Source organism: Caenispirillum salinarum AK4, from assembly GCF_000315795.1.
Taxonomy (GTDB): domain Bacteria; phylum Pseudomonadota; class Alphaproteobacteria; order Rhodospirillales; family Rhodospirillaceae; genus Caenispirillum; species Caenispirillum salinarum.
In genome coordinates this window covers 121,942-146,595 of sequence record NZ_ANHY01000006.1, presented here as the reverse complement: position 1 = coordinate 146,595, position 24,654 = coordinate 121,942, and the positions used below count along the sequence as shown (strand labels likewise).

Below are 24,654 nucleotides of genomic sequence, written 5' to 3'. Positions count from 1 at the left end.
GTCTGGTCCTGTTCAACCTTGGGTGAATACGCGGGGGAGCGCGCGGTCTTCGCCTGTGGGGAATCTAGGCCGCCCGCCCCGCCGCCGCAAGTTGGAATGCGTCCAGAACGCCCCTGCCTCGCCCGTCGAGGCAGTTGCCAGTCCCGCACGGCGGCTGTACTGTCCCGGCCATGACAAGCGCCCTCGCCTCCTTCGCCTGCGATCCGGCCCGGACCCTCGGGCGGCTCCACCCGGAGCCGTCGACGCCGACGCGCTCGGAATTCCAGCGCGACCGGGACCGCATCATCCACTGCAACGCCTTCCGCCGGCTGAAATACAAGACGCAGGTGTTCGTCTACCACGAGGGCGAGCATTTCCGCACGCGCCTGACCCACAGCCTGGAGGTCAGCCAGGTCGCCCGCGCCATCTGCCGCATGATCGGCCTGAACGAGGACCTGGCGGAGGCGCTCGCGCTGGCCCACGACCTGGGCCACACGCCCTTCGGCCACGCCGGAGAGTTCGCGCTGCAGGACTGCATGAAGGACTACGACGGCTTCGACCACAACGCCCAAAGCTTGCGCATCGTCACAAAGCTGGAGCGCCGCTATGCCGAGTTCGACGGCCTCAACCTGACGTGGGAGACGCTGGAGGGGCTGGTCAAGCACAACGGCCCGCTCACCGGCCAGTCCGACAGCAAGCCCCTGCCCCGCGCCATCATCGAATACTCTGAAAAGCAGGACCTGGAGCTGGGCACCTATGCCTCGGCCGAGGCGCAGGTCGCAGCCCTGTCCGACGACATCGCCTACAACGCCCACGACATCGACGACGGCCTGCGCGCCGGCCTGTTCGCGGTCGACGACCTGCTGGACCTGCCACTGGTGGGACCCGTGTTCCGGGAGGTCATGGACCGCTACCCGGGCCTGGACGAGCACCGGCTGATCTATGAAAGCTTCCGCCGCATCATCACCCGCATGGTGGACGACCTGGTGGCGACCACGACGGCCAACATCGCCGCGTACAAGCCCGAAACGGCGGCCGACGTGCGCCATCTGGGCAAGCCCCTGGTGGCCTTCTCCGACGACATGGTCGCGCACGACAAGGCATTGAAAGCCTTCCTGTTTCCGAATATGTACCGGCACTTCCGGGTCAACCGCATGACCAGCAAGGTCAAGCGGGTGGTCAAGGACCTGTTCAACCTGTTCGTCGCCGAGCCGACCCTGCTGCCGCGCGAGTGGCAGCTGCCGTGCGACGGTCCCCACGGGCGCAAGACCGCGCGCCAGGTAGCGGACTACATCGCCGGCATGACCGACCGCTTCGCCATCGACGAACATATCCGCCTTTTCGACGTCTCGGTAAAACCATGAACCTTTTCAACGCCTTCAAGGACACCATCCTGACCGCCCTTTCCGCGCTGGCTTCGGAGGGCAAGCTGCCGGCGGGGCTCGACACCTCCAAGGTGACGGCGGAGCCGCCGCGCGATCCCGCTCACGGCGACGTCGCCACCAACGCGGCCATGGTGCTGTGCAAGGCCGCCGGCATGAAGCCGCGCGACCTGGCCGGGCTGCTGGTGGAGAAGCTGAAGCTGGTGCCGGGCGTCACCGACGCCGAGATCGCCGGCCCTGGCTTCATCAACCTGCGCCTGGACGAAAACGCCTGGCGCGACGTGCTGCGCGACATCCTGATGACCGGCACCCTGTTCGGCGACAGCGACATGGGCAAGGGCGAGCTGGTGAACGTGGAGTACGTCTCCGCCAACCCCACCGGCCCCATGCATGTCGGCCACGGCCGCGGCGCGGTGGTGGGCGATGCCCTGGCCGCCCTGCTCTCCAAGGCCGGCTATGCGGTGACGAAGGAATACTACGTCAACGACGCCGGCGCCCAGGTGGACAAGCTGGCCGACGCCCTGTTCGCCCGCTATCTGGTGGCGCTGGAGGACATGACCCAGGCCGAATTCGACGCCAAGCTGGCGGCGAAGGAGATCGAATACGGCGGCGACTATCTGGTGCCGGCGGCGGAAAAGCTGGTGGCCGTCGATGGCCGCAAGTGGGTCGATGCCGAGCCCGAGGAACGCCGCGTGGCCCTGCGCGAATTCGCCATCGCCCAGATGATGGACCTCATCCGCGAGGACCTGGCGGTTCTGGGCGTCCACCACGACCGCTTCACGTCGGAAAAGGGCCTCGTTGACGCCGGCAAGGTGGCCGAGGTGCTGGAGGACCTGGAGGCGCGCGGCCTGATCTACGTCGGCGTGCTGGAGCCCCCCAAGGGCAAGACCCCCGACGACTGGGAGGCCCGCCCGCAGACGCTCTTCAAGGCGACCGAGTTCGGCGACGACACCGACCGCGCGCTGAAGAAGTCCGACGGCAGCTTCACCTACTTCGCCTCCGACATCGCCTACCACCGCGACAAGTACCTGCGCGGCTTCAAGCAGCAGATCGACGTCTGGGGCGCCGACCACGGCGGTTACGTCAAGCGCGTGGCGGCGGCGGTGAAGGCGGTGTCCGGTGGCGAGGCCACCTTCGACGCCAAGCTGTGCCAGTTGGTCAAGCTTCTGGACAACGGCGAGCCCGTCAAAATGTCCAAGCGGGCCGGCACCTTCCTGACACTTCGTGAAGTGGTGGATGAACTGAACGACCGGTCCCAGGGCAAGGGCAAGGACCTGTTCCGCTTCATCATGCTGACGCGCAAGAACGACGCGCCGCTGGAGTTCGATTATTCCAAGGTCCTGGAGCAGTCCAAGGACAACCTGGCCTTCTACGTCCAGTACGCCCACGCCCGCGCCCGCTCGGTCCACCGTCACGGCATCGAGATGTTCGGGGCCGAGGCAGGCGACCCGGACATGCTGGCCGGCGCCGACCTGGCGCTGCTGGAGGACCCCGACGAAATGGCGCTGATCCGCCTGCTGGCCTCGTGGCCGCGCATGGTGGAGGGCGCTGCGGACGCGCATGAGCCGCACCGCCTGGCCTACTACATGAACGACGTGGCGGCCGGCTTCCATGGGTTGTGGAACAAGGGCAAGGACAATGCCCGCCTCCGCTTCCTGCACGAGGACAACAAGCCCTTGAGTCTGGCCCGTCTTGCGCTTGTGCACGGCGTGTCGACGGTGATAGCGTCTGGCTTGGCGGTATTCGGTGTCGAGCCGGTGGAGGAGATGCGGTAATGGCAGGGGATCGCAAGGAACCGGGACTGGGCAAGCCCAATCCCGACAAGGACGCGGACAAGACGAACGCGCAGGACGACTTTCTGGACCTGATTCCGGAACGTCTGTCGCCGCGCGGCCGGCCGGCGGAGCCCGACGACGCGCCGCCGTTGTCGGCCGAACCCGCGGGCGCCGAGCATGAGCCGCGCGCCGAGGACCTGCGCGGTCCCTACGCCGACGACGACATGGACGACATCCAGGACGACGAGGACGAAGGCCGCTCCGGCGGGTCCAAGGGCGTCATGGCGGCCGTGGTGATCGGCGCCGTGGCCGCCGGCATCGCCGGCTGGTACCTGTTCCTGCGCGAGGAACCGCAGCAGGTGGCGGCGACCACGCCGGTCATCACTGCCGACGAACAGCCCTACAAGGTCAAGCCGGCCGATCCGGGCGGCATGGACGTGCCCGACACCGACAAGATGGTCTACGACCGCCTGGGGCAGAACAGCGACGGCGGACAGGTGGAGAACCTGCTGCCCGAGCCGGAAAGCCCGACGGCCCCGCCCGTTCCGGCCGACGCCGGCGGCTCGCTGGAGCCGCTACCCGAGGCCGAGGTGGCCGCGACGCCGGACCCCGAGCCCGTCGATCCCGCCCCGGCGGACACCGCCGCAGCACCGGAACCGGCCCCCGAGCGCGAGCCTGCCCCGACGCAGGCGGCCGAGGCCCCCGCTGCCGCGCCGTCGCAGCCGACGCCGACGACCAAGCCCGCCGCGCCCGAGCAGCCGACCCAGCAGGCCGCCTCCGAGACGGCGCCGTCCCAGCCCGAGCCTCAGCAGCAGGCGGCGACGCCGGCGCCCGTCGCGCCCCGGTCCGCGGCCTCCGCGCCGTCGGGTGGTGGCGACCGGATGGTGCAGTTGGCCGCCCTGCGCGACCAGGCCGGCGCGGAAGCGGCATGGAAGAAAATCCAGGGGGCCAACCCCGACCTGCTCGGCAATCTGTCGCTGGACGTCGAACGCACCGACCAGGGCGAGCGCGGCATCTTCTTCCGCGTTCGCGCCAAGGGACTGGCCTCGGCGGACGAGGCGAAAGCTCTGTGCGAGAAGCTCGAGGCACGGGACCAGGCTTGCCTTGTTGTCCGTTAAGCATCCCCTGGCCGCCATCTTCGGGCTCGCCGGCCCGCGCCTGACCGATGCCGAGCGCGCCTTCTTCGCCGATGCGGACCCCTACGGGTTCATCCTGTTCGGCCGCAACGTCGAAACGCCGGACCAGGTCCGCGCGCTGGTGGCGGAGTTGCGGGCGTGCGTCGGGCGCGAAGCGCCGGTGCTCATCGACCAGGAGGGCGGCCGGGTGCGCCGCCTGAAACCGCCGCATTGGCGCGATGCGCCGTCCATGGCGCCCTTCGTCGCCCTGCACGCGCGCGATCCCGCCGCCGCCGGCCGCGCCGTCAGCCTGAACGCGAGCCTGCTGGCGGCCGAGCTTGCGGACCTGGGCATTGACGTGGACTGCTATCCGCTGGCCGACGTGCCGGTGGCCGGGGCCCACGACATCATCGGCGACCGTGCCTTCGGACATGACCCGGCGGTCGTCTCGACCCTGTGCGGCCATGCCATCTCCGGGCTCCTGGCGGGCGGCGTTCTGCCGGTGATCAAGCACATCCCCGGACACGGCCGCGCCTTCGCCGACAGCCACCTGGACCTGCCGACGGTGGACGCCGACCGCGCGACCCTGGAGGCCACGGACTTCGTGCCTTTCAAGGCGCTCGCCCAGGCGCCCTACGGCATGACGGCGCACATCGTCTACACCGCCCTGGACCCCGATCGCCCGGCCACCACCTCCCCCACCGTCATCCGCGGCGTGGTGCGAGGGGAGCTGGGGTTCGAGGGCCTGCTGATGACCGACGACCTGTCCATGAAGGCCCTGACCGGCGACTTCGCCGTCCGCGCCGCCGAAAGTCTGGCGGCCGGCTGCGACCTGGTGCTTCACTGCAATGGCGACATGGACGAGATGACCGCCGTCGCGCGCGGCTGCCGCCCCCTGGACCTGGACGCGCAGGCCCGCGTGAAGCGGCTGGACGTCTTCAAGGCTCAGCGGCTGAAAAGCCTGACCGTGGGCGCCATCAGGGCCGAGCTTGACGACCTTCTGGCGACGGCATGATGGACGGGATCACGGAAATCCTGTACGTCGCCAGCACCTGGATCATTCCGGTGCTGCTGGCGGTGACCCTGCACGAAGCCGCCCACGGATACGTCGCCGACAAGCTGGGCGATCCCACGGCGCGGCTGGCCGGGCGCATCACCGCCAATCCCGTGCGCCATGTGGATCCGTTCGGGACGGTGGTGCTGCCGGGCCTGTTGCTGGTGCTGTCCGCGCCGGTCCTGTTCGGCTGGGCCAAGCCTGTACCAGTGGACTTCCGCCGCCTGCACAAGCCGCGCCGTGACATGGTGATGGTCGCCGCCGCCGGACCGGGCAGCAACCTGCTCATGGCCTGCATCGCGGCCATCCTGATCCATGCCGCCTTCCTGCTGCCGCCGGACGCCGGCAACTGGGTCGGCCACAACCTGCTGAATGCCATCCGCATCAACCTGGTGCTGATGATCTTCAACCTGATCCCCTTGCCGCCGCTGGACGGCGGACGCATCGCGACGGGGCTGCTGCCCTATCCCTTGGCTGTGCGGTTCGCACGGCTGGAGCGGTTCGGCCTGCTGATCCTCATCGGCGCGCTGTTCCTTCTGCCCCTCATCGGCGGGCAGATCGGATATGACCTGAACATCCTGTATTGGATCGTGGCGACGCCCGTGCTGTATCTTGAGCAGGTGCTTTTGAGCATCTTCGGCGTCATCTGACGGTTTCACCCATGGCCGACAGCGATTCCCCCGAGGACCCGCCCGTCCCCGCTAACGACGATGCGCCCTTCGTCGACGACGCCGAGGCCGCCGCCGATGGCGAGGCGCCGGCGGCGCCGCTGCTGCTGGACCTGGACGGGTTCGAGGGCCCCATCGACGTCCTCCTGAACCTGGCGCGCGACCAGAAGGTGGACCTGGTCCACATCTCCATTCTGGCGCTGGCCGAACAGTACCTGGAGTTCATCCAGCAAGCCCGCGAGCGGCACCTGGAACTGGCGGCCGACTATCTGGTCATGGCGGCCTGGCTCGCCTATCTGAAAAGCCGTCTTCTGCTGCCGTCCGAGGAAACCGACGAGGAACCGTCCGGCGAGGAACTGGCCGCCGCCCTGCAATTCCAGCTCCGCCGCCTGGAGGCCATGCAGGAGGCCGGCGAACGCTTTCTGGAGATGCCGCGCCTGGGGACGAAGCGTCTCACCCGCGGCGCGCCCGAGGACCTCGCCGGCGTCACGCGCTCGGTCTACGACGTCACGCTCTACGACCTGTTGCGTGCCTATGCCGATCACAAGAAGCGCACCAGCCGCGTCGACTTCCAGATCGAGCCGCTGACGCTGTATTCCGTCGACGATGCCATCAAGCGCATCGAGCGCATGTTCGGCGCCATCCCCGACTGGAGCGCGCTGGACGATCTGCTACCGACCGGCATCACGGAACCGCTCATGCGCCGCAGCGCCATGTGCGCCCACTTTATCGCAAGCCTTGAACTGGTGAAGCAGGGCAAGCTGGACGTGCGGCAGGAGGGCGGCCACTATTCCCCCATCCAGATTCGCACCGCCCGCGACCCCCGCCCCGAGGAGATCTGACCCGTGGACGACGCCACCGACATGCCCCATGCCGAAGCGGCGGTTGAGGCCGTCGCCGCCGAAACCGACGAGGCCCCACCCCGCGATCCCGAGGCTCAGGGCACGCTGGACCTCGACTTCGACCACGCCTGCCGCATTGCCGAGGCGGTGCTGTTCGCCTCTGCCGAGCCGGTGTCCATCGAGGCGCTGAAGGAAAAGATGCCACAGCGCACCGACGCGCGGAAGGTGCTGAAAACGCTGATGGACCACTACAAGGGCCGCGGCGTGCAACTGACCCGCGCCGGCGACCACTACGCCTTCCGCACTGCGCCCGACCTGGCCGAGCGCCTGGGCGAGGAAACGGTGGCGACCCGGCGCCTGTCGCGCGCGGCGATCGAGACGCTGGCGATCATCGCCTACCATCAGCCTGTGACGCGGGCGGAGATCGAGGAAGTGCGCGGCGTCGCGCTCTCCAAGGGCACCCTCGACACGCTGCTGGAGGCGGGCTGGATCCGTCCGCGCGGCCGCCGCCCGACGCCGGGCCGCCCCCTCACCTGGGGCACGACGGACCGTTTTCTCGATCATTTCGGTCTTGAGTCGCTCAAGGACCTGCCGGGGGTGGAGGAGCTGAAGGCCGCCGGCCTGCTCGACGCCCGCCCCGCCATCACCGCCTACGGCGCCAGGGCGCACGACAGCGGCGAACTTGTCGATACCGACGAGACGGAGGACGATGGCGGGCAGTACGGCCTGCTGGACGACGAGGACGGGGAGTAGGCGGTTTTGGTGCGGGACGGCCCACTGTAAGGGCGGGCCCCTGGTCCACGGCCGTAGAGAAATCGGAACGCCATCTCCGGGAGAAGTGCGGCAAAATGGCCGGCACCGAGGGTGGGTCCCTGCTTCTGCTTCCGCAGGGACGACGGGTTTTGTAAATCTTTGTTTCAGTGCGAAAAACCGCCGTCATTCCTGCGAAAGCAGGAATCCACATACGGTGATAATCACCGTGCCGCGCTGCCGTCGGAGACCGGCCGCCAGCTCAGTTGCAGCCGCGAAAGCCGCGCTTCAGATCCCGCTGCCGACCGCCTTGTAAAGCCGCCCTACCCCTTGTCGCGCATGATGCGCGCCTTTTGGCGTTCCCAGTCGCGCTTCTTCACGGTCTGGCGCTTGTCGACCACGTTCTTGCCTTTGGCGAGGCCGAGTTGCACCTTGGCGTAGCCGCGGTTGTTGAAGTACAGCGACAGCGGCACGATGGTCGCGCCCTGCTTGCCGACGGCGGCGATCAGGCGGTTCAGTTCGCGGCGGTGGAGGAGCAGCTTGCGCTTGCGCCGCTCCTCGTGCCGGAAGTGCCTGGCCGGGGCGTAGTCGGCGATATAGGCGTTGACCAGATACAACTCGCCGCCCTGCGCCTGGGCGAAGGCCTCGGCGATGTTGGCGCGGCCGTGGCGCAGGCTCTTGACCTCGGTGCCCATGAGCGCAATGCCCGCCTCGATCGTGTCCTCGATCGTATAGTTGTGGCGGGCCTTGCGGTTCTGGGCGACCGTGCCGTGGCTGATGAGCTGGTTCTTGGGGTCGGCTTTCTTCTTCGACATGACGTCAGGACAGAATGCCCACGGTCTCCAGGGCGTTGCGAACCTTCTGCTTGCTGGCCTCGGAAATCTCCACCAGCGGCAGCTTCACCGATCCGTCGCACTTGCCCAGCAGCTTGGCCGCGTACTTCGCCGGGCCGGGGCTGGTCTCGCAGAACATCGCTTCGTGCAGCGGCAGCAGGCGGTCGCGGATTTCATAGGCCGTCGCGATGTCGCCCTTCTGCCACGCCTCGTGCATCTGCGAGCACAGCCTGGGCGCGATGTTGGAGGTGACCGAGATGCAGCCGTGGCCGCCCTGGCCCATGAAGGCCATGATGGTCGCGTCCTCGCCCGAGAGCTGGCAGAAATCAGGCCCCAGCGCGACGCGCGTCTTCAGCGGGCGCGTCAGGTCGTTGGTCGCATCCTTCACGCCGATGATGTTGGGCAGCTTCGCCAGCCGGCCCATGGTCTCGACGGTCATGTCGATGACGCTGCGGCCGGGGATGTTGTAGATGATGATGGGGATGTCGACGGCGTCGTGGATGGCCTTGAAATGCTGGTACATCCCCTCCTGCGTCGGCTTGTTGTAGTAGGGGGTCACCACCAGGGCGGCATCCGCGCCGGCCTCTTTCGCGCGCTTGGTCAGCCAGATCGCCTCGTCGGTGGAGTTCGAGCCCGTGCCCGCGATCACCGGAACGCGGCCGGCCGCCGTCTCGACGCAGAGTTTGATGACATGGGCGTGGCTCTCATGCAGGACCGTCGGCGACTCGCCGGTGGTCCCCATGGGCACGACGCCGTGAATGCCCTCCTCGATCTGCCAGGCGACGAACTCCTGGAAGGCCTTTTCGTCCACCTCTCCGCCGTCGCGGAAAGGCGTGATGAGCGCGGTGATGCACCCCTTGAACATGGTCTGCTCCGTCGGCACGCGAAATGACATATACAAGTAAAGGACCGAGACAGTAGACGGGCCGGAAGCGCGCCGCAAGCGTGCTTTCATCACCGCTTCGTCATGAGTCCGTCATCGCGTCTCTGTTGCCGGTGCGCGGGGTTTCGTGCGACACTCCCGGCGTGGGTCCGAAGCGGGTCGCGCAGCGCAGGGGGCGCACCCAAACGGCGGGCGTTTCGGAACCCGACGACACGGCTCCAACAACCTTTTTCGCGTCGAGGATATGGTGACGTCACGCACCGCTCCGTTGCGCGCCGGCGCTCTTGCGCTGGCGCTGGCCTTCATGGCGCCCGCCGCGCCCGCATTCGCGCAGACCACGGCGCCCGTTGCCTCCGACATTCTGTCGGCCGCCGACGAAAGCGCCTTCTCCGCCGCCTTTGCCGCCGCCGAGCGAGGGCAGTGGGACGAAGCCTTCGCGCAGGCCGAGGCCGCCGACAACCCCATCGTGCTCAAGGTGCTGACCTGGCGGCGCATGCTGGAATCCGGCACGGGCATGAGTTTCCAGCAGATTTCCCGCTTCGCCTCGGACAATCCGGACTGGCCGTGGCGCTCGGCCCTGCTGCGCCGGGCGGAGGAAGCCATCACGCTGACCGACGATCCAACGCAGGTCTTCGCCTGGTTCCAGGACAAGAACCCCGTCACCGCCGACGGCTGGATCGCCAAGGCCCGCGCGATGGAACTGCTCAACCTGAATGATAACCTGACGGAAACCGTCCGCCGCGCCTGGCGGACGGAGAGTTTCGGCAGCGTTCAGGAGAAGGCCTTCGTGGCCCAGTTCGGCGGCCACCTGCGCGACGAGGACCATCTGGCACGACTCGACCACCTGCTGTGGGAGCGCGAGACCGAGGCCGCGCGCCGCATGCTTCGCGTGGTGGACGCCGGCCATCGCGCCCTGGCCCAGGCGCGCATCGCGCTCATGGAGAACAAGGGCGGCGTCGATGCGGCCATCGACCGCGTGCCGGCGGCGCTGAAGGACGATCCGGGTCTGGTCTACGACCGCCTGCGCTGGCGCCGCACCCACGACATGGAAGATCGCGCGGTGGAGCTGTTCGACCACCCCAACGCCGACAAGGTCCGCCCCGACCTGTGGTGGCGGGAGCGCGCCATCCTCGCCCGCGACACGCTGGAGGCCGGGCGCCCGCAGGCCGCCTACGACATCATCTCCAACCACGGCGCCGCCGAAGGCTATCCGCTGGCCGACGCCGAGTTCATGTCGGGCTGGATCGCGCTGCGGTTCCTGGACGATCCGACGCGCGCCCTGCCCCACTTCGAACGCCTGTTCACCAACGTCTCCACGCCCATCAGCCTGGGCCGCGGCGCCTACTGGGCCGGCCGCGCCGAGGAGGCCGCCGGCAACATCGATGCTGCCCGCACCTGGTATGAAAAGGCCGCCGAGCACGGCACGACCTATTATGGCCAGCTTGCCGCCGTGAAGCTGGGCGATGACGCGCCGGGCCTGCCCGACGACCCGCAGCCCACCGCCGAGGACGTCGCCTTCCTCGCCGAGAGCGACCTGACGGCCGCCGCCCGCGCGCTGGCGGAGATCGGCCGCTACGACGACGTTTCGCCTTTCATCCACCAGCTCCAGGCCGAGGGCCGAACGCCGGGACAGAAGCACCTGGCGACACAGCTGGCCGTGACGCTCGGCCAGCCGCACATCGGGGTCGCCGCCGCCCGTCGTGCCGCGCTGGACGGGGTGACGCTGGTGGAGACGGGCTATCCGGTCACCCGCTTCAACACCGCCGACGGCATCGAGGAAGCCCTGGTGCTGTCCATCATCCGCCAGGAAAGCAACTTCAATCCGGATGCCGTCAGCCGGGTCGGCGCGCGCGGGCTCATGCAGCTGATGCCCGGCACGGCCGAGGGAGAGGCGCGCAAGCTGTCGCTCGGCTACGACAAGGGCCGGCTGACGGACGATCCGGCCTACAACGTGATCCTGGGGTCGACCTATCTGCGCGACCTGATCGACGGATTCGACGGCAGCTACATCATGGCGATTGCCGGATACAACGCCGGCCCGGCGCGCTCCCGTCAGTGGGCGGAACGCTTCGGTGATCCGCGCTCGGGCCGGGTGGACCCGGTGGACTGGGTGGAGATGATCCCGTTCTCGGAAACCCGCAACTACGTTCAGCGGGTGCTTGAAGGGCTTCAGGTCTACCGCGCCCGTCTCGGCGAGACGGACCGGCTGGCGATGAAGATGAAATCCGACCTCATGAGATAGCTTTTCCGGCGGGCGGTTTGTCGGCTAGGGTTCGGAAAACACTGCCGAGGACCGCCCGCCATGCCGCAATCCCCGACCCCCGATCTCGTCATTCGGGCGCCCGCCGGTGGCCCCATTCCCGCCGGCGCCTGCGTCTTCGACGCCTATGGCACCCTGTTCGACGTCAGCGCCGCCGCGCGGCACCTGCACGACCGCCTGGGCGAGCAGATGGCGCCCCTGTCGGACCTGTGGCGCCGCAAGCAGCTGGAGTACACCTGGCTGCGCAGCCTCATGGGCCGCTATGCCGACTTCTGGCAGGTGACCGGCGAGGCCCTGCGGTTCTCCATGGACAGCCTGGGGCTGGAGGGCGACGACCTCTACGCCGCGCTCATGGACCTCTACCGCCGCCTGGACGCCTTCGCCGAGGTGCCGGGCGTGCTGCAGGCCCTGAACGACGGGGGCATCCGCTGCGCCATCCTGTCGAACGGCTCGCCGGCCATGCTGCAGTCGGCGGTGCGCAACGCGCGGCTTGAAAACCTTCTGGAAGTGGCCCTGTCGGTCGATGAGCTGGCGATCTACAAACCCGATCCCAGGGTCTACCAGCTTGCCTGCGACCGCCTGGACCTGGCGCCGGAGAAGATCGTGTTCCTGTCGTCCAATGCCTGGGACGTGGCGGGGGCGGCGGCCTTCGGCTTCCGGGTGGTGTGGATCAACCGCTATGCCCAGGCGCCCGAGCGCCTGCCCGCCGGCCCGGAGGGCGAACTTCGGACCCTCTCCCCTCTCCCCGATCTGGTGACGCCCGCCCCATGACCGACGCCCTGCCGCTTCCCACTTTCACCGACGTCGAGGCTGCCGCCGCGCGACTGGCGGGTGTTGCCGTGCGCACGCCGCTTCTGGAAAGCCCGCTTTTGAACGAGCGACTGGACGGCCGCGTGCTCATCAAGGCAGAGCCGCTCCAACGCACCGGCAGCTTCAAGTTCCGGGGCGCCTACAATGCGCTCGCCAGCGTGCCAGAGCATCAACGGCGGCGCGGCGTGGTGGCGTTTTCCTCCGGCAACCACGGCCAAGGCGTGGCGGCCGCGGCGCGGCTGTTCGACGTGCCGGCGGTGATCGTGATGCCGTCGGATGCGCCGGCCATCAAGATCGCCGCGACCCGCGCCCAGAAGGCCGAGGTTGTCACCTACGACCGCTGGACAGAAAGCCGCGAGGACATCGGCGCGCGTCTGTGCGAGGACATGGGCGCGACGCTGGTGAAGCCCTTCGACGAGCCGGCCGTCATCGCCGGCCAGGGCACCATGGGCCTGGAGATCGCCGTCCAGGCCGCCGAGGCCGGAGCGCACCGCATCGACCGTCTGATCGCGCCGTTCTCCGGCGGCGGCATGCTGGCGGGCCTGTCGCTGGCGCTGGAGCGGCTGAGCCCGCACACGGTCATCTCGTCGGCCGAGCCCGAGGGCTTCGACGACATGGCGCGCTCGCTGGCCACCGGGGAGCGCCTGCGCAACCAGGACCCCGCCGCCCGCAGCCTCTGCGACGCGCTGATGGCGCCCATGCCCGGCGAACTGACCTTCCCCATCATCCGCCCGCGCGCCGACCGGGGCTTCGCAGTATCCGACGCCGAGGCCAAGGCCGCCATGGCGTTTGCGTTCCACGCGCTGAAGCTGGTGGTGGAGCCGGGCGGCGCCGTCGCGCTGGCCGCCGTGCTGAGCGGCAAGGTGGACTGCCGGGGCCGGACGACGGTGGTGGTGTGCTCGGGCGGCAACGTGGACCCCGCCGTCTATGCCGAGGCCCTGGCGGAAGGGCCGCTGCCCTTCTGACGGGAGCCTCAACGGCCCTTTCGCGCCGCCTTTCAACCTGATAAGGCTGCCGGTCCTTCGTATTCGAACCCGGCGGGAGCCTGTACCTTCATGCGCATGACCGGCCGCGACTGGGGCCTTTTGCTGGCGTTGTCGCTTCTGTGGGGCGGGGCGTTCTTCTTTTCCAAGATCGCGGTGGCGGAGATCGGCCCGCTGACCACCGTGGCCGGCCGCGTGTCGTTCGCGGCCCTGGTGCTGCTGGTGGCCGTGCGGCTGGGCGGGCACCGCATGCCGGTGGGTTGGGCGGCGGCCGGAGCCTTCCTGCTGATGGGGCTGGTCAACAACGCCATCCCGTTCTCGCTCATCTTCTGGGGACAGACGCGCATCGACAGCTCGCTGGCCGCCATCCTGAACGCCACCACACCGGTCTGGGCCGTGCTCGCCGCCCATATGCTGACGTCCGACGACCGCCTGACGCCGGCGCGGATTGTCGGCATTCTGGTCTCCCTGGCCGGCGTTGTCGTGCTGATCGGCCCGGCGGCGCTGGGCGGCATCACAGAGGCTGGATGGGGGATGCTGGCGGTACTGATGGCCGGGCTGTCCTATGCCCTGGCGGGGCTCTACGGCCGGCGGTTCAAGGCGCTGCCGGTGCAGGTGGCGGCCGCGGGCATGCTCACGGCCTCCACCGTCATCATGGTGCCGGCGGCACTGGTGGTGGAGCAGCCGTGGACCTTCTCTCCCGGCCTGATCCACGTCGCCGCCGTGGGCGGGTTGGCGCTGCTGTCCACGGCGCTCGCCTACCTTCTGTATTTCCGGCTCCTGCGCTCCACCGGGCCCACCAACACGCAGCTGGTGACATTCCTTATTCCCGTCAGTGCCTTGGGCCTGGGTGTTCTGATTCTCGGTGAACGCCCGGAGCCGCGGGCGTTCATGGGCATGGCCCTGATCTTCGCCGGGCTGGCGGTGATCGACGGGCGGCTGGCCGCCCGCCTGCGTCAACGCCGCGCCGGTTCCTCGCGCGCCGGCGGATAGTCACCGACGGTGCCGGTCAGGCGGCCGTAGGTGAAGCCCAGCACCCAGCCGTAGATGACGTGCAGGACCAGCGTCACCGCCCAGACGGCCCAGCCCAGCTGGTTGGCGAACAGGCCGGCGCCGATCAGCGGCATGAAGATCACCATCATGGCGACCCAGGCCAATCCGCCGAACAGCACGCCCCGCATGGCGCAGCCTCCGGGCAGGCCGCGCTCGATCAGCACGAAGGCGATGCCCCAGGGCACCGTACCGAGGACGAAGTGCGCGATCCAGCCAACCGCGCGGCTTTCGGACCCGAGCAACGCGGTGAGCGCCGCGATCACGTCAAGCTGCGGCATGAGGCCGACCGCGCCCTTGCCGAGCATGACAAGCGACAGGACGACGGTGGCGATGAAGCCGGCGAGCATTCCCTTGGCGTAGGTCATGGCGGACCTCCCTTTGCCTTTCCTGGTGAGGGGTCAGGCGGCGCCTTTCCGGCGTTCTTTCTTGCCCAACCTACGCACGAATGGCATCAGGGTGGCGTCACGTCCGCGTGAGACACGGTGAAACGGCGAGGCGCCACCGGCCGTTTAGCGCGTATTGGATTAGGCAATTTCAGGAAGGACAACCCAATGCTGAACCGTCGCTTTTCTTCCGTGGCCGTACTCGCCGGCTCCCTCGCCCTTGCCGCCTGTGCGCAGGACGGCAGCATGAGCAAGACCGGCGGCGGCGCCCTGATCGGCGCCCTCGGCGGGGCCGCGGTCGGGGCCGCCACCGGCGGTGACACGAAGGACACCGCCCAGCGCGCCGCCATCGGCGCGGCCATCGGCGGCCTGGCCGGCACGGCCGTCGGCGCCTACATGGACAACCAGGAGCGCGAGCTGCGCCAGGACCTGCAGGGTACCGGCGCCGAGCTTCAGCGGCAGGGCGACGCCATCCTGGTGAACATCCCGAGCGGTGTCACCTTCCCCTTCGATAGCGCGGATCTGCGTCCGGACGCGCGTGACTCCCTGCGCGAGGTGGCCCGCACGTTGGCGAACAACCCCAAGACCACCATCGACGTGACCGGCTACACCGACTCCACGGGACCCGAGGACTACAACATCGACCTGTCCCTGCGTCGGGCCGAGGCGGTGATGAACTACCTCATCCAGAACGGCGTCGACCGCCGCCGCATCGAGGCGTTCGGCGCCGGCGAGGCCAACCCGATCGCGTCCAACGAGACCGAGTACGGCCGCCAGCAGAACCGCCGCGTTGAACTGCGCATCGAGCCCATCCGCGCGAACGCCTGATGCCCCCACTGCGCGGACGAGTGCAGAACGCAAAGGGCCGGCTCCACTGGAGCCGGCCCTTTTCGTCGTGCTGACGCCGCGACAGCCTGGTCAGACTGCGATCAGGGCGGCCGCCACGCGCCGTTCCTCGGAAAGCAGGACGTTGTAGGTGCGGCAGGCCGCGCCGGTGTCCATCGGGTCGATGGTCGCGCCGGCGTGTTCCTTGATGTGGCGCCGCAGGCTGTCGGGGATCGGCGCCATGTAGCGGCCGCAGCCGACCAGCAGGATCTCCACGCCGGCCGCCTCTTCCACCACGGCTTCCAGGCTTTCGGCCGTCATCTGGCCGGCCTCGGCGACCGGCCACGGCACCACCTTGTGCGGAAAGACGATCACGCTGCCCTCATAGGACTCGCCGGTGATCTGGAACCGGCCGTCGCCATACTTCTGGATCAGCTTGCGGTCGCGGGGAATGAGCGGCGTGACGTCCATGGGACCTCCGGTAGGCGCTGGCGCAGGCGAGGCTGAGCGGGCGTGCGCTCAGCCCTTGCTCTCGGGCTGCTCGCCGCCGGGCTGGGCCTGCTCCGCGTTGACGCCGGGAATGTCCTCCTCCTCGGTGTCGCGGCGCACGCCCGTGTACAGCAGGATCGGCATGCCGACGTAGATGGACGACCAGGTGCCGATGACAATGCCCCACGTAAGGGCGAAGGCGAAACCGCGCAACACGGGACCGCCGAAAATCAGGATGGCCAGCACCGCCAGCAGCGTCGTGCCGCTGGTCAGGATGGTGCGGCTGAGCACCTGGTTCAGGGACTTGTTGATCAGGTCCGGCAGCGGCAGCAACTTGTACTTGCGCAGGTTCTCGCGCACGCGGTCGTAGTTCACCACCGTGTCGTTGATGGAATAGCCCGCGATGGTGAGAAGCGCCGCCACCGTCGTCAGGTCGAAATCGAGTTGCAGGATCGAGAAGATGCCGATGGTGGCGATGATGTCGTGCATCAGCGCCACCAGGGCGCCCATCGCGAACTGCCATTCGAACCGGAACCAGATGTAGGCGGCGATGACGAGCAGCGCGATGCCGACCGCCATGGCGCCGTCGGTCATCAACTCATCGCCCACCTTGGGGCCGACAAGTTCGGTGCGCCGGTACTCCACGCCCTCGCCCAGCGCGTCCTTGACGGCATTGAGAGCGGCCATCTGGGCCTCTTCCTCGCCCGGCTGCTTGGGCACGCGGATCATGACGTCGCGGCCGCTGTCGCCCAGGCGGGTGATGGACACCTCGCCCAGGCCCAGATTATTGAGCGTGCCGCGCATCCCGGCCAGGTCGGCCTGCTGCTCGGTGCGGACCTCGACCAGGATGCCGCCGGCGAAATCGATGCCGAAGTTGAGACCCTGCACCGCCAGCGAGCCCAGAGAAACCAGGATCAGCAGGCCCGACAGCGCCATGGCGATGACGCGCTTGCCGATGAAGTCGATTTTGGTGTCCGTCGGAACGAACCGAATACCGCGAAACATGCTAGCCACCTTCAGATCGGCAGGGTCTTGGGACGGGTGCGGCGGATATAGGTGACGACCATCAGGCGGTTCACCATGATCGCGGTGAACATGGACGTCACGATGCCGATGCCCAGCGTGACCGCAAAGCCCTTCACGGGGCCCGACCCGAAGGCGAACAGCAACACCGCCGCCACCAGCGTGGTGACGTTGGAGTCGAGGATGGTCACCATGGCCGAGCGGTACCCTGTCTCAATGGCGTTCTGCACCGTGCGGCCATTGCGGATCTCCTCGCGGATGCGCTCGTAGATCAGCACGTTGGCGTCGACCGCCATGCCGACGGTCAGCACGATGCCGGCGATGCCCGGCAGAGTGAGAGTCGCGCCAAGGCCCGACAGCGCACCCAGCAGAATGGTCAGGTTGGCCAGAAGGGCGATGTTGGCGAACACGCCGAACAGCCCGTAGGCGATCACCATGAATACCACCACGAGCACAAGGCCCAGCAGGGATGCCAGCGCGCCGGCCTCGATGGAGTCAGCGCCCAGGCCCGGACCCACCGTCCGCTCCTCCAGCACCGTCAGCGGCGCCGGCAGGGCGCCGGCGCGCAGCAGCAGGGCCAGATCCTGCGCTTCCTGCACCGAGAACTGTCCGGTGATGACGCCCGAGCCGCCGATGATCGGCTCGTTGATGCGGGGCGCGCTGATGACCTTGTTGTCCAGCACGATGGCCAGCTGGCGGCCGACATTGTCCGTCGTCACGTTGCCGAACTGGCGGGCGCCGGCGGCATCGAAGCGGAAGGACACCACCGGCTGCCCGTTCTGGAAGCTGGGCTGCGCGTCGGTCAGGCGGTCGCCGGATACGTTCACGCGCCGCTGCACCACATAGGGAATTGGCTGGCCCTGGGTCGTCGTCTCGTCCTGCGCATCCAGCAGCATGGAGCCCGGCGGCACGCGGCCGCGCATGGCCTCCTGGATGTCGGCGTCGTGGTCGACCATGTGGAAGGTCAACTTGGCGGTCCGGCCGATCAGTTCCTTCACGCGCTCGGGATCGTCGATGCCCGGCAGCTCGACGATGATCCGCTCCTCGCCCTGGCGCTGGATGGAGGCCTCGCGCGTGCCCGTCTCGTCGACGCGGCGGCGCACGATCTCGATGGACTGGGTGACGGCGTTGATGCGCCGTTCGGTCAGCGCCTCCTCGGTGTAGGAGACGATGAAGCGGCCCTCCTCGCGGTCCACCGTGGTGGCCTCGGGCTCCAGGTCGCGCAGGATGCTCTCGCCCTCGTCGCGGTCCTCGGCCTCGGGGACGCGCACGGTCACCGAACCGCCTTCCACGCCCAGGTCGCGATACCGGATGCGGGCCTCGCGGAAGCGGGCACGCACGGTCTCGACCAGGTTGGTCAGCTGTTCCTCGATGACGGCGTCGGTCTCCACCTCCAGAAGCAGGTGGGACCCGCCCTGCAGGTCGAGGCCCAGGTTGACGGGCGTCAGCCACTCGGGCAGGTCGTCGGTGGCCGACGACGGCAGGACGTTGGGGAAGGCGAAGACAAGACCGGCCAGGATCACGCTAAGGATCAGGCCGATCTTCCACTTGGCGAAATAGAGCATGGGAAGGCGTCGGTCCGGTCAGGGGAGGCGGTTGGACGACAGACGGCGGCGCGGCACACCCGTGACAGGCGCGGCCGGCCGCCCTTGCACATAGGGGCGCGGAGCATCCTCCGCCACCCCTGCGCCATCGCTTACTTGCGGCCCGAGAGCAGGCTCTTCAGGCCGCCGGCCTTGCCCTTCTCGGCTTCGGCGGAGGCACCGCCGGCGGTGGCCGTGGTCTCGCCCTCGGCAGTTTCCTCGTCGGCGGTCTCGTCCTTCTTGGCCTTGTCGCCGCCCTTGCCGGAGACCGGCTCGGTCTTGTCGAGGACGGTGGCGACCATGTCGCGCATGACCTTCACCTTGGTGTCGGGCGCGATTTCCAGGTCCAGTTCGGTGTCCTGCACGCGGGCGACCTTGCCGATGATGCCGCCGTTGGTGACGATGCGGTCGCCGCGGCGGATGTTGCGCAGCATTTCCTTGTGCTGCTTCTGGCGCTTCTGCTGCGGACGGATCAGCAGGAAGTAGAAGACCACGAAGATCAGGATCAGCGGCAGGAACGCCTCGATGCCGCCCATGGCTCCGCCGGGGGCCTGCGCGTAGGCGGGGGAAATCAACATGCGGACAAACTCCTAGGTCTAAACCGGTTGGGCGGACTATAACGGGCCGGGCCGGAGTTGCAAACGCAATCCGCCCGACCACCCGTCCCGTGTTCACCGCCGACCGACGACTGCCATGACCGACACCGATCTGCTGCCCGTCCTGACCCGCATCGCCGACGCCCTGGAGCGCCTTGCGCCGCCGGCCAACCCGGTGCCCGACATGGCTGCGGCCGACGCTTTCGTCTGGCATGCCGACGGCCGGCGCCTGGAGCCGGTGCCGCAGGTCAACCGGGTGGACATCGGCCTCCTCAAGGGCATCGAGCACCAGCGCACGACGCTGCTTGAAAACACCCGCCGCTTCGCCCGCGGCCTGCCCGCCAACAACGCGCTGCTGTGGGGTGCCCGCGGCACGGGCAAGAGCAGCCTGGTCAAGGCGGTCCACGCCCAGGTCAACGCCGACGAACCCGGCAGCCTGGCGCTGGTGGAGATCCATCGCGAGGACATCCCCACCCTGCCCGACCTGCTGCACATCCTGCGCGACGGCGGCCGGCGCTGCGTGCTGTTCTGCGACGACCTGTCCTTTGACGGCGACGACACCAGCTACAAATCGCTGAAGGCGGTGCTGGAGGGCGGCGTCGAGGGCCGGCCGGATTCGGTGATCTTCTACGCCACGTCCAACCGCCGCCACCTGCTGTCGCGCGACATGATCGAGAACGAGCGGTCCACCGCCATCCACGCCAGCGAGGCTACCGAGGAGAAGGTCTCCCTGTCCGACCGCTTCGGCCTGTGGCTGGGCTTCCACAACATGGACCAGCCGACCTACCTCGCGATCATCGACGGCTACGTCGCGGCCTTCGGGCTGGACATCGAAAAGGACACGCTGAAGGCCCGCGCTTTGGAGTGGACCGTCACCCGCGGCAGCCGCTCGGGCCGCGTGGCGTGGCAGTTCATCCAGGAACTGGCGGGCGAGTTGGGCAAACCGCTGAAGTAGCGGGCGCGCCTACCCCTTCTCCCCCCGCACATGCGGCAGCAGGATGTCGCGGATGCGGGACCAGGTATCCTCGTCCGGGGCCAGGATGAGGTGATCGCCCTCGCGATCGCCGGGGCGATAGCTGTCGCCGTCCACGGTGCGGCCGAATCCGCCCGCTTCGTGGTGGATCAGGGCGCCGGCGGCGTGGTCCCAGGGGTTCAGCCGGCGGCGGAACACCGCGAAATCCACCCGTCCGTCGCTCGCCTGCATGTAGTCGTGGGCCGCGCTGCCGCTCTGGCGTGTACGAATGCCGTGGGGCTTGAACAGCTTGGCGTGGCGGTAGCCCGTCGCCCCCACCAGCGCCTCCGGCCCGCGCGCCGGTGATACGCGTATGCGCTTGCCCTCGCGCCAGCTTCCCGCCCCCTGCTCGGCGACGTAGAGCACATCGGCGACAGGATCGAGAATCCAGCCGCACACCGTGTCGCCGCCGCGCACCAGGGCCACCATGACCGCGAACCGGGGCACGCCGTGCGCGAAGTTGCGGGTGCCGTCGACCGGGTCCAGCACCCAGACGGGCGCGTCCTCTTTCAGGCGGTCGAGCAGGCGGGGGTCGGCCGCCGTCCCTTCCTCGCCGACCACCACCGATCCCGGCAGCAGCGCCCGAAGGCGGGTGGCGAGCGCCGCCTCGGCGGCCTCGTCGGCGGCGGTCACCAGATCGCCGGGATGGCTCTTGGAGCGCACCTCGTGGGCTTCCAGCGTGTTGTAGCGCGGCAGGATCTCGTCGCGCGCGACGTCGCGGATGATGGCGGCGACGGAATCGGGATCGACAGTCATGCTGACCTTCTTACGGTATTCCCGTGTCGCCGACAACGCCCGACGCGCGGCCACGGCGTCCCGAAAGGCGCGACGGCGACCAGTGCTCCTCAGGGGCTGTAGAGGTCGCGGTCGCGGTGGTAGGCGTCGGCCAGCATCTCGAGCAGGCGGGCGAATTCGGCGGTGGTGCCCGACTGCTGGATCAGCCAGCGGACCACGAAGGCGTTGAAGGCCACCGCCTCGCCCTTGCCGCGCAGACCGAAGCGGTCCGCGCTTTCCTCCAGCCAGCGATGCACCTCGCCGCGCGCCATGACGTTGAGCTGCTTTTTCACAAGGCGGTTCTTGCGCCGCCAGCGCATCTGGGATTCGGAACTCGCCACCGGCCGATCCTTCACCGCTGTCTACTAGTAGAACAGCAGGATAACACGCCCGCCGACGCGCGTCAGGCGTGATCGCGGCGCGCCTGCGTCCGCTCCACCTGGCACGGCGTGGGCGCGTCGTCGGTCAGCAGTTCGATGACAAGGCCGCGCGCACTGCTGCCCCCGCCCCAGGGCACCCGGGCGCTTTCGTGCAGGCGGACGCGCCCGTCCTCCATGTCGTCGCCGAGCGCCACGCGACAGGTGCGGCGCACCGCATCCTCGGAGGGCAGAGGATGGCGCGACAGCACGCTCAGAAGGCCGTAGCGCACCGTGCCGCCGGCGTCCGGGCCGCAGGCGCGGGTAAAGGCGTCCAGCCGGGCGAGCGCGGCGGTCACGGCGCTGTCCTCCCAGCCGGGCAGCATTTCCAGCGCGCCGCGCGGCAGTTCCCGATGGTTCCAGACGACCAGCCCGGCCCGCGCCCGCAGGGCCGGCGCGGCGACGGCGGCAGCGGCTTCGTCCGGCACGCCCGAGGCGGCAATGGCGGCGGCGTATCGGGTGTCGACCGTAACGAAGGCGCGGCTGTCGGTCTGGCGGAAAACCTGCGTCAGCCCCCGCGCCACCGACGCCAGCACCGGCGCCACCGGAGGATGATCGCCACCATGGCCGCCCCGCGACCACAGGCCGTAGTCCGCAAGTCCCGCCGTCACCGCATCGGCGACGGCCGCACCCATGTTGATCCGCATGTCGGCCTTCCCGTCTGTCTTCGCCCCAGCACAAAGGGGGACTTTCTCATCCTAGCGGACGATGCGCCTGCGGCATACCGGCACTGTCGGATAGGCCGGGGCATCCGGCCGTTTCCGCCACGCCCCGCCCTGGCGGCGCGTTTCCTGCCCATGCACCCGCCCATGCACCCGGACGGATCATCGAAGGACACGCCATGGCCGACCGAGACCCGACCAGCCAGAACACCATGCTCGCCTCGCGCGAGGTGCTGGAGCGCACCAAGGGCAAGGTTCTTCTCGTGGGCGTGGCGGCGGTGCTGCTGGGGGTGCTGTCGGTCGGGCTGCCCCGCGCCGCAGCCACCGGCACCGGCTACGCCCTGGGCGCGGCGGGCCTGATCGCCGGTATCGTCCAGGCGCTGCGGGCGATTCCCGCCCGCGGTACGCCGGCCATGGTGACGCGGCTGGCGGCGGGGATCGGCATCATGATCGCCGGCGGGCTGCTGCTGGCCTGGCCGCGTCCGGCCGTGGCGGCGCTGACCCTCGGCCTGGGCGTGCTGGCGGTGGGGCTTCTGGCGATGCGGACGCTGGGAAATTGGCGCGAGCGCCAACCCAAGTGGTGGCTGCCGGCCATCCCGCTGGCGGCGTTGCTGGCGGGCTTCGCCGGCGTCATGTGGGCCGGCTGGCCCGGCTCTGTCCTGTGGGCGGCGGGCACCGTGGGCGGCTTCGCCCTGGCCGGGATCGGCTGGTGGCTGGTCATGATCGGCACCGCCCACGACAGCCATAAGGAGCGCGGGCTGGCCGGGAAGTGGCCGCCAAAGTAGGTCGAGGCCCTTGCGCCGGGCCGCCGGCCGGGGCACCTTGCGGCCTTCCCCGTTGCGAAGAGAGCGTCACCCGTGCCCGAAATCTATGTCGACGCCGATGCCTGCCCCGTGAAGGCCGAGGTGATGCGCGTCGCCGAGCGCCACAGGATGCCCGTCCACATGGTGGGCAACACCTGGATGCGCATGGACCAGAGCCCCCTGCTCAACCGCGTCGTGGTGGCCGAGGGCGCCGATGCCGCCGACGACTGGATCGCCGAGCACATCACCGCTGCCGACATCTGCATCACCGCCGACATCCCGCTGGCCGCGCGCTGCCTGGAAAAGGGCGCGCAGGTCATCGGATCGACCGGCAAGCCCTTCACCACGGCCAGCATCGGCAACGCGCTTGCCATGCGCGACCTGATGGCGACCCTGCGCGAGACCGGCGAGATCACCGGCGGCCCGTCCGGCTTCACCAAGGCCGACCGCTCGCGCTTCCTGCAGGCGCTGGAGGAAGCGGCGCGCAAGGCCGGGCGCGGATCATGAACGACAGCCACGACGCCATCATCCTGGGCGCCGGCGCCGCCGGGCTCATGTGCGCGCTGACCGCGGCGCAGCGGGGGCGGCGCGTCGCGCTGGTGGACCATGCCGAGGCCGTCGGCAAGAAGATCCTCATTTCCGGCGGCGGGCGGTGCAACTTCACCAACTTGGAGACCGTGCCGGAGCGGTTCCTGTCGGCCAACCGGCATTTCCACAAGTCGGCCCTGTCGCGCTACACGCAAGGCGACTTCATCGCCATGGTGGAGCGGCACCGCATTCCCTACCACGAGAAGACGCTGGGGCAGCTGTTCTGCGACGACAGCGCCAAACGGATCGTGCGGATGCTGCTGGACGAATGCCGGGCCGGACCGGGCAGCGTCGACATCCGCCTGTCCCACCGCATCACCGATGTCGCCCATGCCGACGCCGCCTTTCGCGTCACGACCGACAAAGGCTCTCTGAGCGCGCCGGCCCTGGTGGTGGCGACCGGCGGGCCGTCCATCCCCAAGATGGGCGCCACGGGGTTCGCCTACGATCTCGCCCGCCGGTTCGGCCTGACCATCGTGGACCCGCGCCCGGCGCTGGTGCCCTTGACCGCCCGCCCCGACGACCTAGCCCTGATGCGGCCGCTGTCGGGCGTATCGCTGGACGCAGTGGCCGCCTGCGGCAAGACGGCGTTTCGCGAAAACATCCTGTTCACCCACAGGGGCCTGTCGGGACCGGCCATTCTTCAGATTTCCAGCTACTGGCAGCCCGGCGGCGCGATCACCCTGGACCTGCTGCCGGGCACCGACGCGACCGCCTTCCTGCTCGACCGCAAGGCCTCCCGCCCAAAGGCCGGCATGAAAAGCGTGCTGTCGGAGATCCTGCCGTCGCGACTCGCCCAGGCGCTGGCCGACGGCCCGTTCCCCGGCGAGGCCATGGCGGCCATGCCCGACAAGGCCCTGCGCAAGGCCGGTGACGCGCTCAACCGCTGGCGCTTCGAGCCGGCGGGAACGGAGGGTTACGCCAAGGCCGAGGTCACCGCCGGCGGTGTCGATACCCGCGGACTGTCCTCCCAGACCATGGAGACGCGGGACGTGCCGGGCCTGTTTTTCATCGGCGAATCGGTGGACGTGACCGGATGGCTGGGCGGCTACAACTTCCAATGGGCCTGGTCCAGCGGATGGAGCGCCGGGCAGGCCCTGTGATGCCTCCGGC

At 69.0% G+C, this 24,654-nt stretch carries 26 protein-coding genes; 16 read left to right on the top strand and 10 right to left on the bottom strand.

Annotation, left to right across the window (positions count from 1 at the left end; all coding sequences use genetic code 11):
* The first annotated feature begins 170 nt into the window (after window positions 1-170).
* From C882_RS07090 to scpB, 7 genes are read left to right on the top strand one after another with little or no spacing between them, the layout of a single operon-like run.
* The gene (locus C882_RS07090) at window positions 171-1,343 is read left to right on the top strand and encodes a deoxyguanosinetriphosphate triphosphohydrolase (protein ID WP_009539895.1); all 1,173 of its coding nucleotides are present in this window, start codon (window positions 171-173) and stop codon (window positions 1,341-1,343) included.
* Window positions 1,340-3,136: an arginine--tRNA ligase gene (gene argS / locus C882_RS07085; protein ID WP_009539894.1), complete on the top strand. Its 1,797-nt coding sequence runs from the start codon at window positions 1,340-1,342 to the stop codon at window positions 3,134-3,136. The genes C882_RS07090 and argS overlap by 4 nt, the downstream gene beginning before the upstream one ends.
* Complete coding sequence (locus tag C882_RS07080; protein ID WP_009539893.1) at window positions 3,136-4,254, top strand: SPOR domain-containing protein; 1,119 nt, start codon at window positions 3,136-3,138, stop codon at window positions 4,252-4,254. Before argS ends, C882_RS07080 begins: the two co-directional genes overlap by 1 nt.
* Window positions 4,241-5,266, top strand: coding sequence for a beta-N-acetylhexosaminidase (gene nagZ / locus C882_RS07075; RefSeq protein ID WP_009539892.1), 1,026 nt, complete (start codon window positions 4,241-4,243; stop codon window positions 5,264-5,266). Before C882_RS07080 ends, nagZ begins: the two co-directional genes overlap by 14 nt.
* A complete protein-coding gene (locus C882_RS07070) occupies window positions 5,263-5,955 on the top strand; it encodes a site-2 protease family protein (protein WP_009539891.1) in 693 nt (230 codons plus the stop codon). Before nagZ ends, C882_RS07070 begins: the two co-directional genes overlap by 4 nt.
* A gap of 11 nt (window positions 5,956-5,966) precedes the next feature.
* Window positions 5,967-6,815, top strand: a complete 849-nt coding sequence (locus tag C882_RS07065; RefSeq protein ID WP_009539890.1) for a segregation and condensation protein A — start codon at window positions 5,967-5,969, stop codon at window positions 6,813-6,815.
* A gap of 3 nt (window positions 6,816-6,818) precedes the next feature.
* Window positions 6,819-7,568: an SMC-Scp complex subunit ScpB gene (gene scpB / locus C882_RS07060; protein ID WP_009539889.1), complete on the top strand. Its 750-nt coding sequence runs from the start codon at window positions 6,819-6,821 to the stop codon at window positions 7,566-7,568.
* 320 nt (window positions 7,569-7,888) lie between these two features.
* On the opposite strand, the gene smpB is transcribed toward scpB, so the two are convergent.
* Both smpB and dapA read right to left on the bottom strand, forming a co-directional pair.
* A complete protein-coding gene (gene smpB, locus C882_RS07055) occupies window positions 7,889-8,380 on the bottom strand; it encodes an SsrA-binding protein SmpB (protein ID WP_009539888.1) in 492 nt (163 codons plus the stop codon).
* Between the two features lie 4 nt (window positions 8,381-8,384).
* Window positions 8,385-9,263 (bottom strand): 4-hydroxy-tetrahydrodipicolinate synthase, encoded by an 879-nt coding sequence (gene dapA, locus C882_RS07050; RefSeq protein ID WP_009539887.1) that lies wholly within the window; start codon window positions 9,261-9,263, stop codon window positions 8,385-8,387.
* A 262-nt stretch (window positions 9,264-9,525) separates the two neighbouring features.
* Between dapA and C882_RS07045 the strand changes: the two genes are divergently transcribed.
* The 4 genes from C882_RS07045 (at window position 9,526) to C882_RS07030 (ending at window position 14,327) form a co-directional block, all read left to right on the top strand.
* Window positions 9,526-11,523, top strand: a complete 1,998-nt coding sequence (locus tag C882_RS07045; RefSeq protein ID WP_009539886.1) for a lytic transglycosylase domain-containing protein — start codon at window positions 9,526-9,528, stop codon at window positions 11,521-11,523.
* 60 nt (window positions 11,524-11,583) lie between these two features.
* On the top strand, window positions 11,584-12,312 hold the full coding sequence (locus C882_RS07040; protein ID WP_009539885.1) for a haloacid dehalogenase type II: 729 nt from the start codon (window positions 11,584-11,586) through the stop codon (window positions 12,310-12,312).
* Entirely contained in the window at window positions 12,309-13,316 is a 1,008-nt protein-coding gene (locus C882_RS07035) for a threonine ammonia-lyase (RefSeq protein ID WP_009539884.1), read from the top strand. Before C882_RS07040 ends, C882_RS07035 begins: the two co-directional genes overlap by 4 nt.
* 90 nt (window positions 13,317-13,406) lie before the next feature.
* The gene (locus C882_RS07030) at window positions 13,407-14,327 is read left to right on the top strand and encodes a DMT family transporter (protein WP_009539883.1); all 921 of its coding nucleotides are present in this window, start codon (window positions 13,407-13,409) and stop codon (window positions 14,325-14,327) included.
* Here C882_RS07030 and C882_RS07025 read toward each other — a convergent pair.
* Entirely contained in the window at window positions 14,291-14,752 is a 462-nt protein-coding gene (locus C882_RS07025; protein ID WP_009539882.1) for a DUF6789 family protein, read from the bottom strand. The genes C882_RS07030 and C882_RS07025 overlap by 37 nt on opposite strands.
* Before the next feature lie 264 nt (window positions 14,753-15,016).
* Between C882_RS07025 and C882_RS07020 the strand changes: the two genes are divergently transcribed.
* Window positions 15,017-15,598 carry an OmpA family protein gene (locus C882_RS07020; protein ID WP_201448347.1) on the top strand — a complete coding sequence of 194 codons (582 nt, stop codon included), beginning with the start codon at window positions 15,017-15,019 and terminating at the stop codon, window positions 15,596-15,598.
* Between the two features lie 90 nt (window positions 15,599-15,688).
* Here C882_RS07020 and C882_RS07015 read toward each other — a convergent pair whose 3' ends face one another.
* The 4 genes from C882_RS07015 to yajC form a co-directional block, all read right to left on the bottom strand.
* A complete protein-coding gene (locus C882_RS07015) occupies window positions 15,689-16,066 on the bottom strand; it encodes an Mth938-like domain-containing protein (RefSeq protein WP_009539880.1) in 378 nt (125 codons plus the stop codon).
* 48 nt (window positions 16,067-16,114) lie between these two features.
* Entirely contained in the window at window positions 16,115-17,089 is a 975-nt protein-coding gene (gene secF, locus C882_RS07010; RefSeq protein WP_009539879.1) for a protein translocase subunit SecF, read from the bottom strand.
* An 11-nt stretch (window positions 17,090-17,100) separates the two neighbouring features.
* On the bottom strand, window positions 17,101-18,672 hold the full coding sequence (secD, locus tag C882_RS07005; RefSeq protein WP_009539878.1) for a protein translocase subunit SecD: 1,572 nt from the start codon (window positions 18,670-18,672) through the stop codon (window positions 17,101-17,103).
* A gap of 131 nt (window positions 18,673-18,803) precedes the next feature.
* A complete protein-coding gene (yajC, locus tag C882_RS07000; protein WP_009539877.1) occupies window positions 18,804-19,268 on the bottom strand; it encodes a preprotein translocase subunit YajC in 465 nt (154 codons plus the stop codon).
* Window positions 19,269-19,383: 115 nt separating this feature from the next.
* Between yajC and C882_RS06995 the strand changes: the two genes are divergently transcribed.
* Window positions 19,384-20,241, top strand: coding sequence for an ATP-binding protein (locus C882_RS06995; RefSeq protein WP_009539876.1), 858 nt, complete (start codon window positions 19,384-19,386; stop codon window positions 20,239-20,241).
* A gap of 9 nt (window positions 20,242-20,250) precedes the next feature.
* Here the strand turns inward: C882_RS06995 and C882_RS06990 are convergent, their stop codons facing one another.
* From C882_RS06990 to C882_RS06980, 3 genes are all read right to left on the bottom strand, one after another.
* Complete coding sequence (locus tag C882_RS06990; RefSeq protein ID WP_009539875.1) at window positions 20,251-21,054, bottom strand: inositol monophosphatase family protein; 804 nt, start codon at window positions 21,052-21,054, stop codon at window positions 20,251-20,253.
* A gap of 89 nt (window positions 21,055-21,143) precedes the next feature.
* Window positions 21,144-21,413 carry a hypothetical protein gene (locus tag C882_RS06985; protein ID WP_043644093.1) on the bottom strand — a complete coding sequence of 90 codons (270 nt, stop codon included), beginning with the start codon at window positions 21,411-21,413 and terminating at the stop codon, window positions 21,144-21,146.
* Between the two features lie 62 nt (window positions 21,414-21,475).
* The gene (locus C882_RS06980; RefSeq protein WP_009539873.1) at window positions 21,476-22,135 is read right to left on the bottom strand and encodes a hypothetical protein; all 660 of its coding nucleotides are present in this window, start codon (window positions 22,133-22,135) and stop codon (window positions 21,476-21,478) included.
* 194 nt (window positions 22,136-22,329) lie between these two features.
* Here C882_RS06980 and C882_RS06975 point away from each other — a divergent pair, with 194 nt between their 5' ends.
* From C882_RS06975 to C882_RS06965, 3 genes are all read left to right on the top strand, one after another.
* Window positions 22,330-22,935 (top strand): HdeD family acid-resistance protein, encoded by a 606-nt coding sequence (locus tag C882_RS06975; RefSeq protein ID WP_009539872.1) that lies wholly within the window; start codon window positions 22,330-22,332, stop codon window positions 22,933-22,935.
* Window positions 22,936-23,007: 72 nt separating this feature from the next.
* Window positions 23,008-23,460, top strand: a complete 453-nt coding sequence (locus tag C882_RS06970; RefSeq protein ID WP_009539871.1) for a YaiI/YqxD family protein — start codon at window positions 23,008-23,010, stop codon at window positions 23,458-23,460.
* Window positions 23,457-24,644 (top strand): BaiN/RdsA family NAD(P)/FAD-dependent oxidoreductase, encoded by a 1,188-nt coding sequence (locus C882_RS06965; RefSeq protein ID WP_009539870.1) that lies wholly within the window; start codon window positions 23,457-23,459, stop codon window positions 24,642-24,644. The genes C882_RS06970 and C882_RS06965 overlap by 4 nt, the downstream gene beginning before the upstream one ends.
* Window positions 24,645-24,654: the final 10 nt, after the last annotated feature.

Excerpts from the sequence above, each read along its gene's own strand:
- secF (WP_009539879.1), bottom strand. The coding sequence starts at position 17,089 with ATGTTTCGCGGTATTCGGTTCGTTCCGACGGACACCAAAATCGACTTC.
- C882_RS06995 (WP_009539876.1), top strand. The coding sequence starts at position 19,384 with ATGACCGACACCGATCTGCTGCCCGTCCTGACCCGCATCGCCGACGCC.
- argS (WP_009539894.1), top strand. The coding sequence starts at position 1,340 with ATGAACCTTTTCAACGCCTTCAAGGACACCATCCTGACCGCCCTTTCC.
- C882_RS06975 (WP_009539872.1), top strand. The coding sequence starts at position 22,330 with ATGGCCGACCGAGACCCGACCAGCCAGAACACCATGCTCGCCTCGCGC.
- yajC (WP_009539877.1), bottom strand. The coding sequence starts at position 19,268 with ATGTTGATTTCCCCCGCCTACGCGCAGGCCCCCGGCGGAGCCATGGGC.
- C882_RS07040 (WP_009539885.1), top strand. The coding sequence starts at position 11,584 with ATGCCGCAATCCCCGACCCCCGATCTCGTCATTCGGGCGCCCGCCGGT.
- C882_RS07065 (WP_009539890.1), top strand. The coding sequence starts at position 5,967 with ATGGCCGACAGCGATTCCCCCGAGGACCCGCCCGTCCCCGCTAACGAC.
- C882_RS07080 (WP_009539893.1), top strand. The coding sequence starts at position 3,136 with ATGGCAGGGGATCGCAAGGAACCGGGACTGGGCAAGCCCAATCCCGAC.
- C882_RS07030 (WP_009539883.1), top strand. The coding sequence starts at position 13,407 with ATGCGCATGACCGGCCGCGACTGGGGCCTTTTGCTGGCGTTGTCGCTT.
- C882_RS07035 (WP_009539884.1), top strand. The coding sequence starts at position 12,309 with ATGACCGACGCCCTGCCGCTTCCCACTTTCACCGACGTCGAGGCTGCC.
- C882_RS06980 (WP_009539873.1), bottom strand. The coding sequence starts at position 22,135 with ATGCGGATCAACATGGGTGCGGCCGTCGCCGATGCGGTGACGGCGGGA.
- C882_RS06965 (WP_009539870.1), top strand. The coding sequence starts at position 23,457 with ATGAACGACAGCCACGACGCCATCATCCTGGGCGCCGGCGCCGCCGGG.
- C882_RS07015 (WP_009539880.1), bottom strand. The coding sequence starts at position 16,066 with ATGGACGTCACGCCGCTCATTCCCCGCGACCGCAAGCTGATCCAGAAG.
- C882_RS07045 (WP_009539886.1), top strand. The coding sequence starts at position 9,526 with ATGGTGACGTCACGCACCGCTCCGTTGCGCGCCGGCGCTCTTGCGCTG.
- C882_RS07070 (WP_009539891.1), top strand. The coding sequence starts at position 5,263 with ATGATGGACGGGATCACGGAAATCCTGTACGTCGCCAGCACCTGGATC.
- dapA (WP_009539887.1), bottom strand. The coding sequence starts at position 9,263 with ATGTTCAAGGGGTGCATCACCGCGCTCATCACGCCTTTCCGCGACGGC.
- C882_RS07025 (WP_009539882.1), bottom strand. The coding sequence starts at position 14,752 with ATGACCTACGCCAAGGGAATGCTCGCCGGCTTCATCGCCACCGTCGTC.
- secD (WP_009539878.1), bottom strand. The coding sequence starts at position 18,672 with ATGCTCTATTTCGCCAAGTGGAAGATCGGCCTGATCCTTAGCGTGATC.
- C882_RS06990 (WP_009539875.1), bottom strand. The coding sequence starts at position 21,054 with ATGACTGTCGATCCCGATTCCGTCGCCGCCATCATCCGCGACGTCGCG.
- C882_RS07090 (WP_009539895.1), top strand. The coding sequence starts at position 171 with ATGACAAGCGCCCTCGCCTCCTTCGCCTGCGATCCGGCCCGGACCCTC.
- C882_RS07020 (WP_201448347.1), top strand. The coding sequence starts at position 15,017 with ATGAGCAAGACCGGCGGCGGCGCCCTGATCGGCGCCCTCGGCGGGGCC.
- smpB (WP_009539888.1), bottom strand. The coding sequence starts at position 8,380 with ATGTCGAAGAAGAAAGCCGACCCCAAGAACCAGCTCATCAGCCACGGC.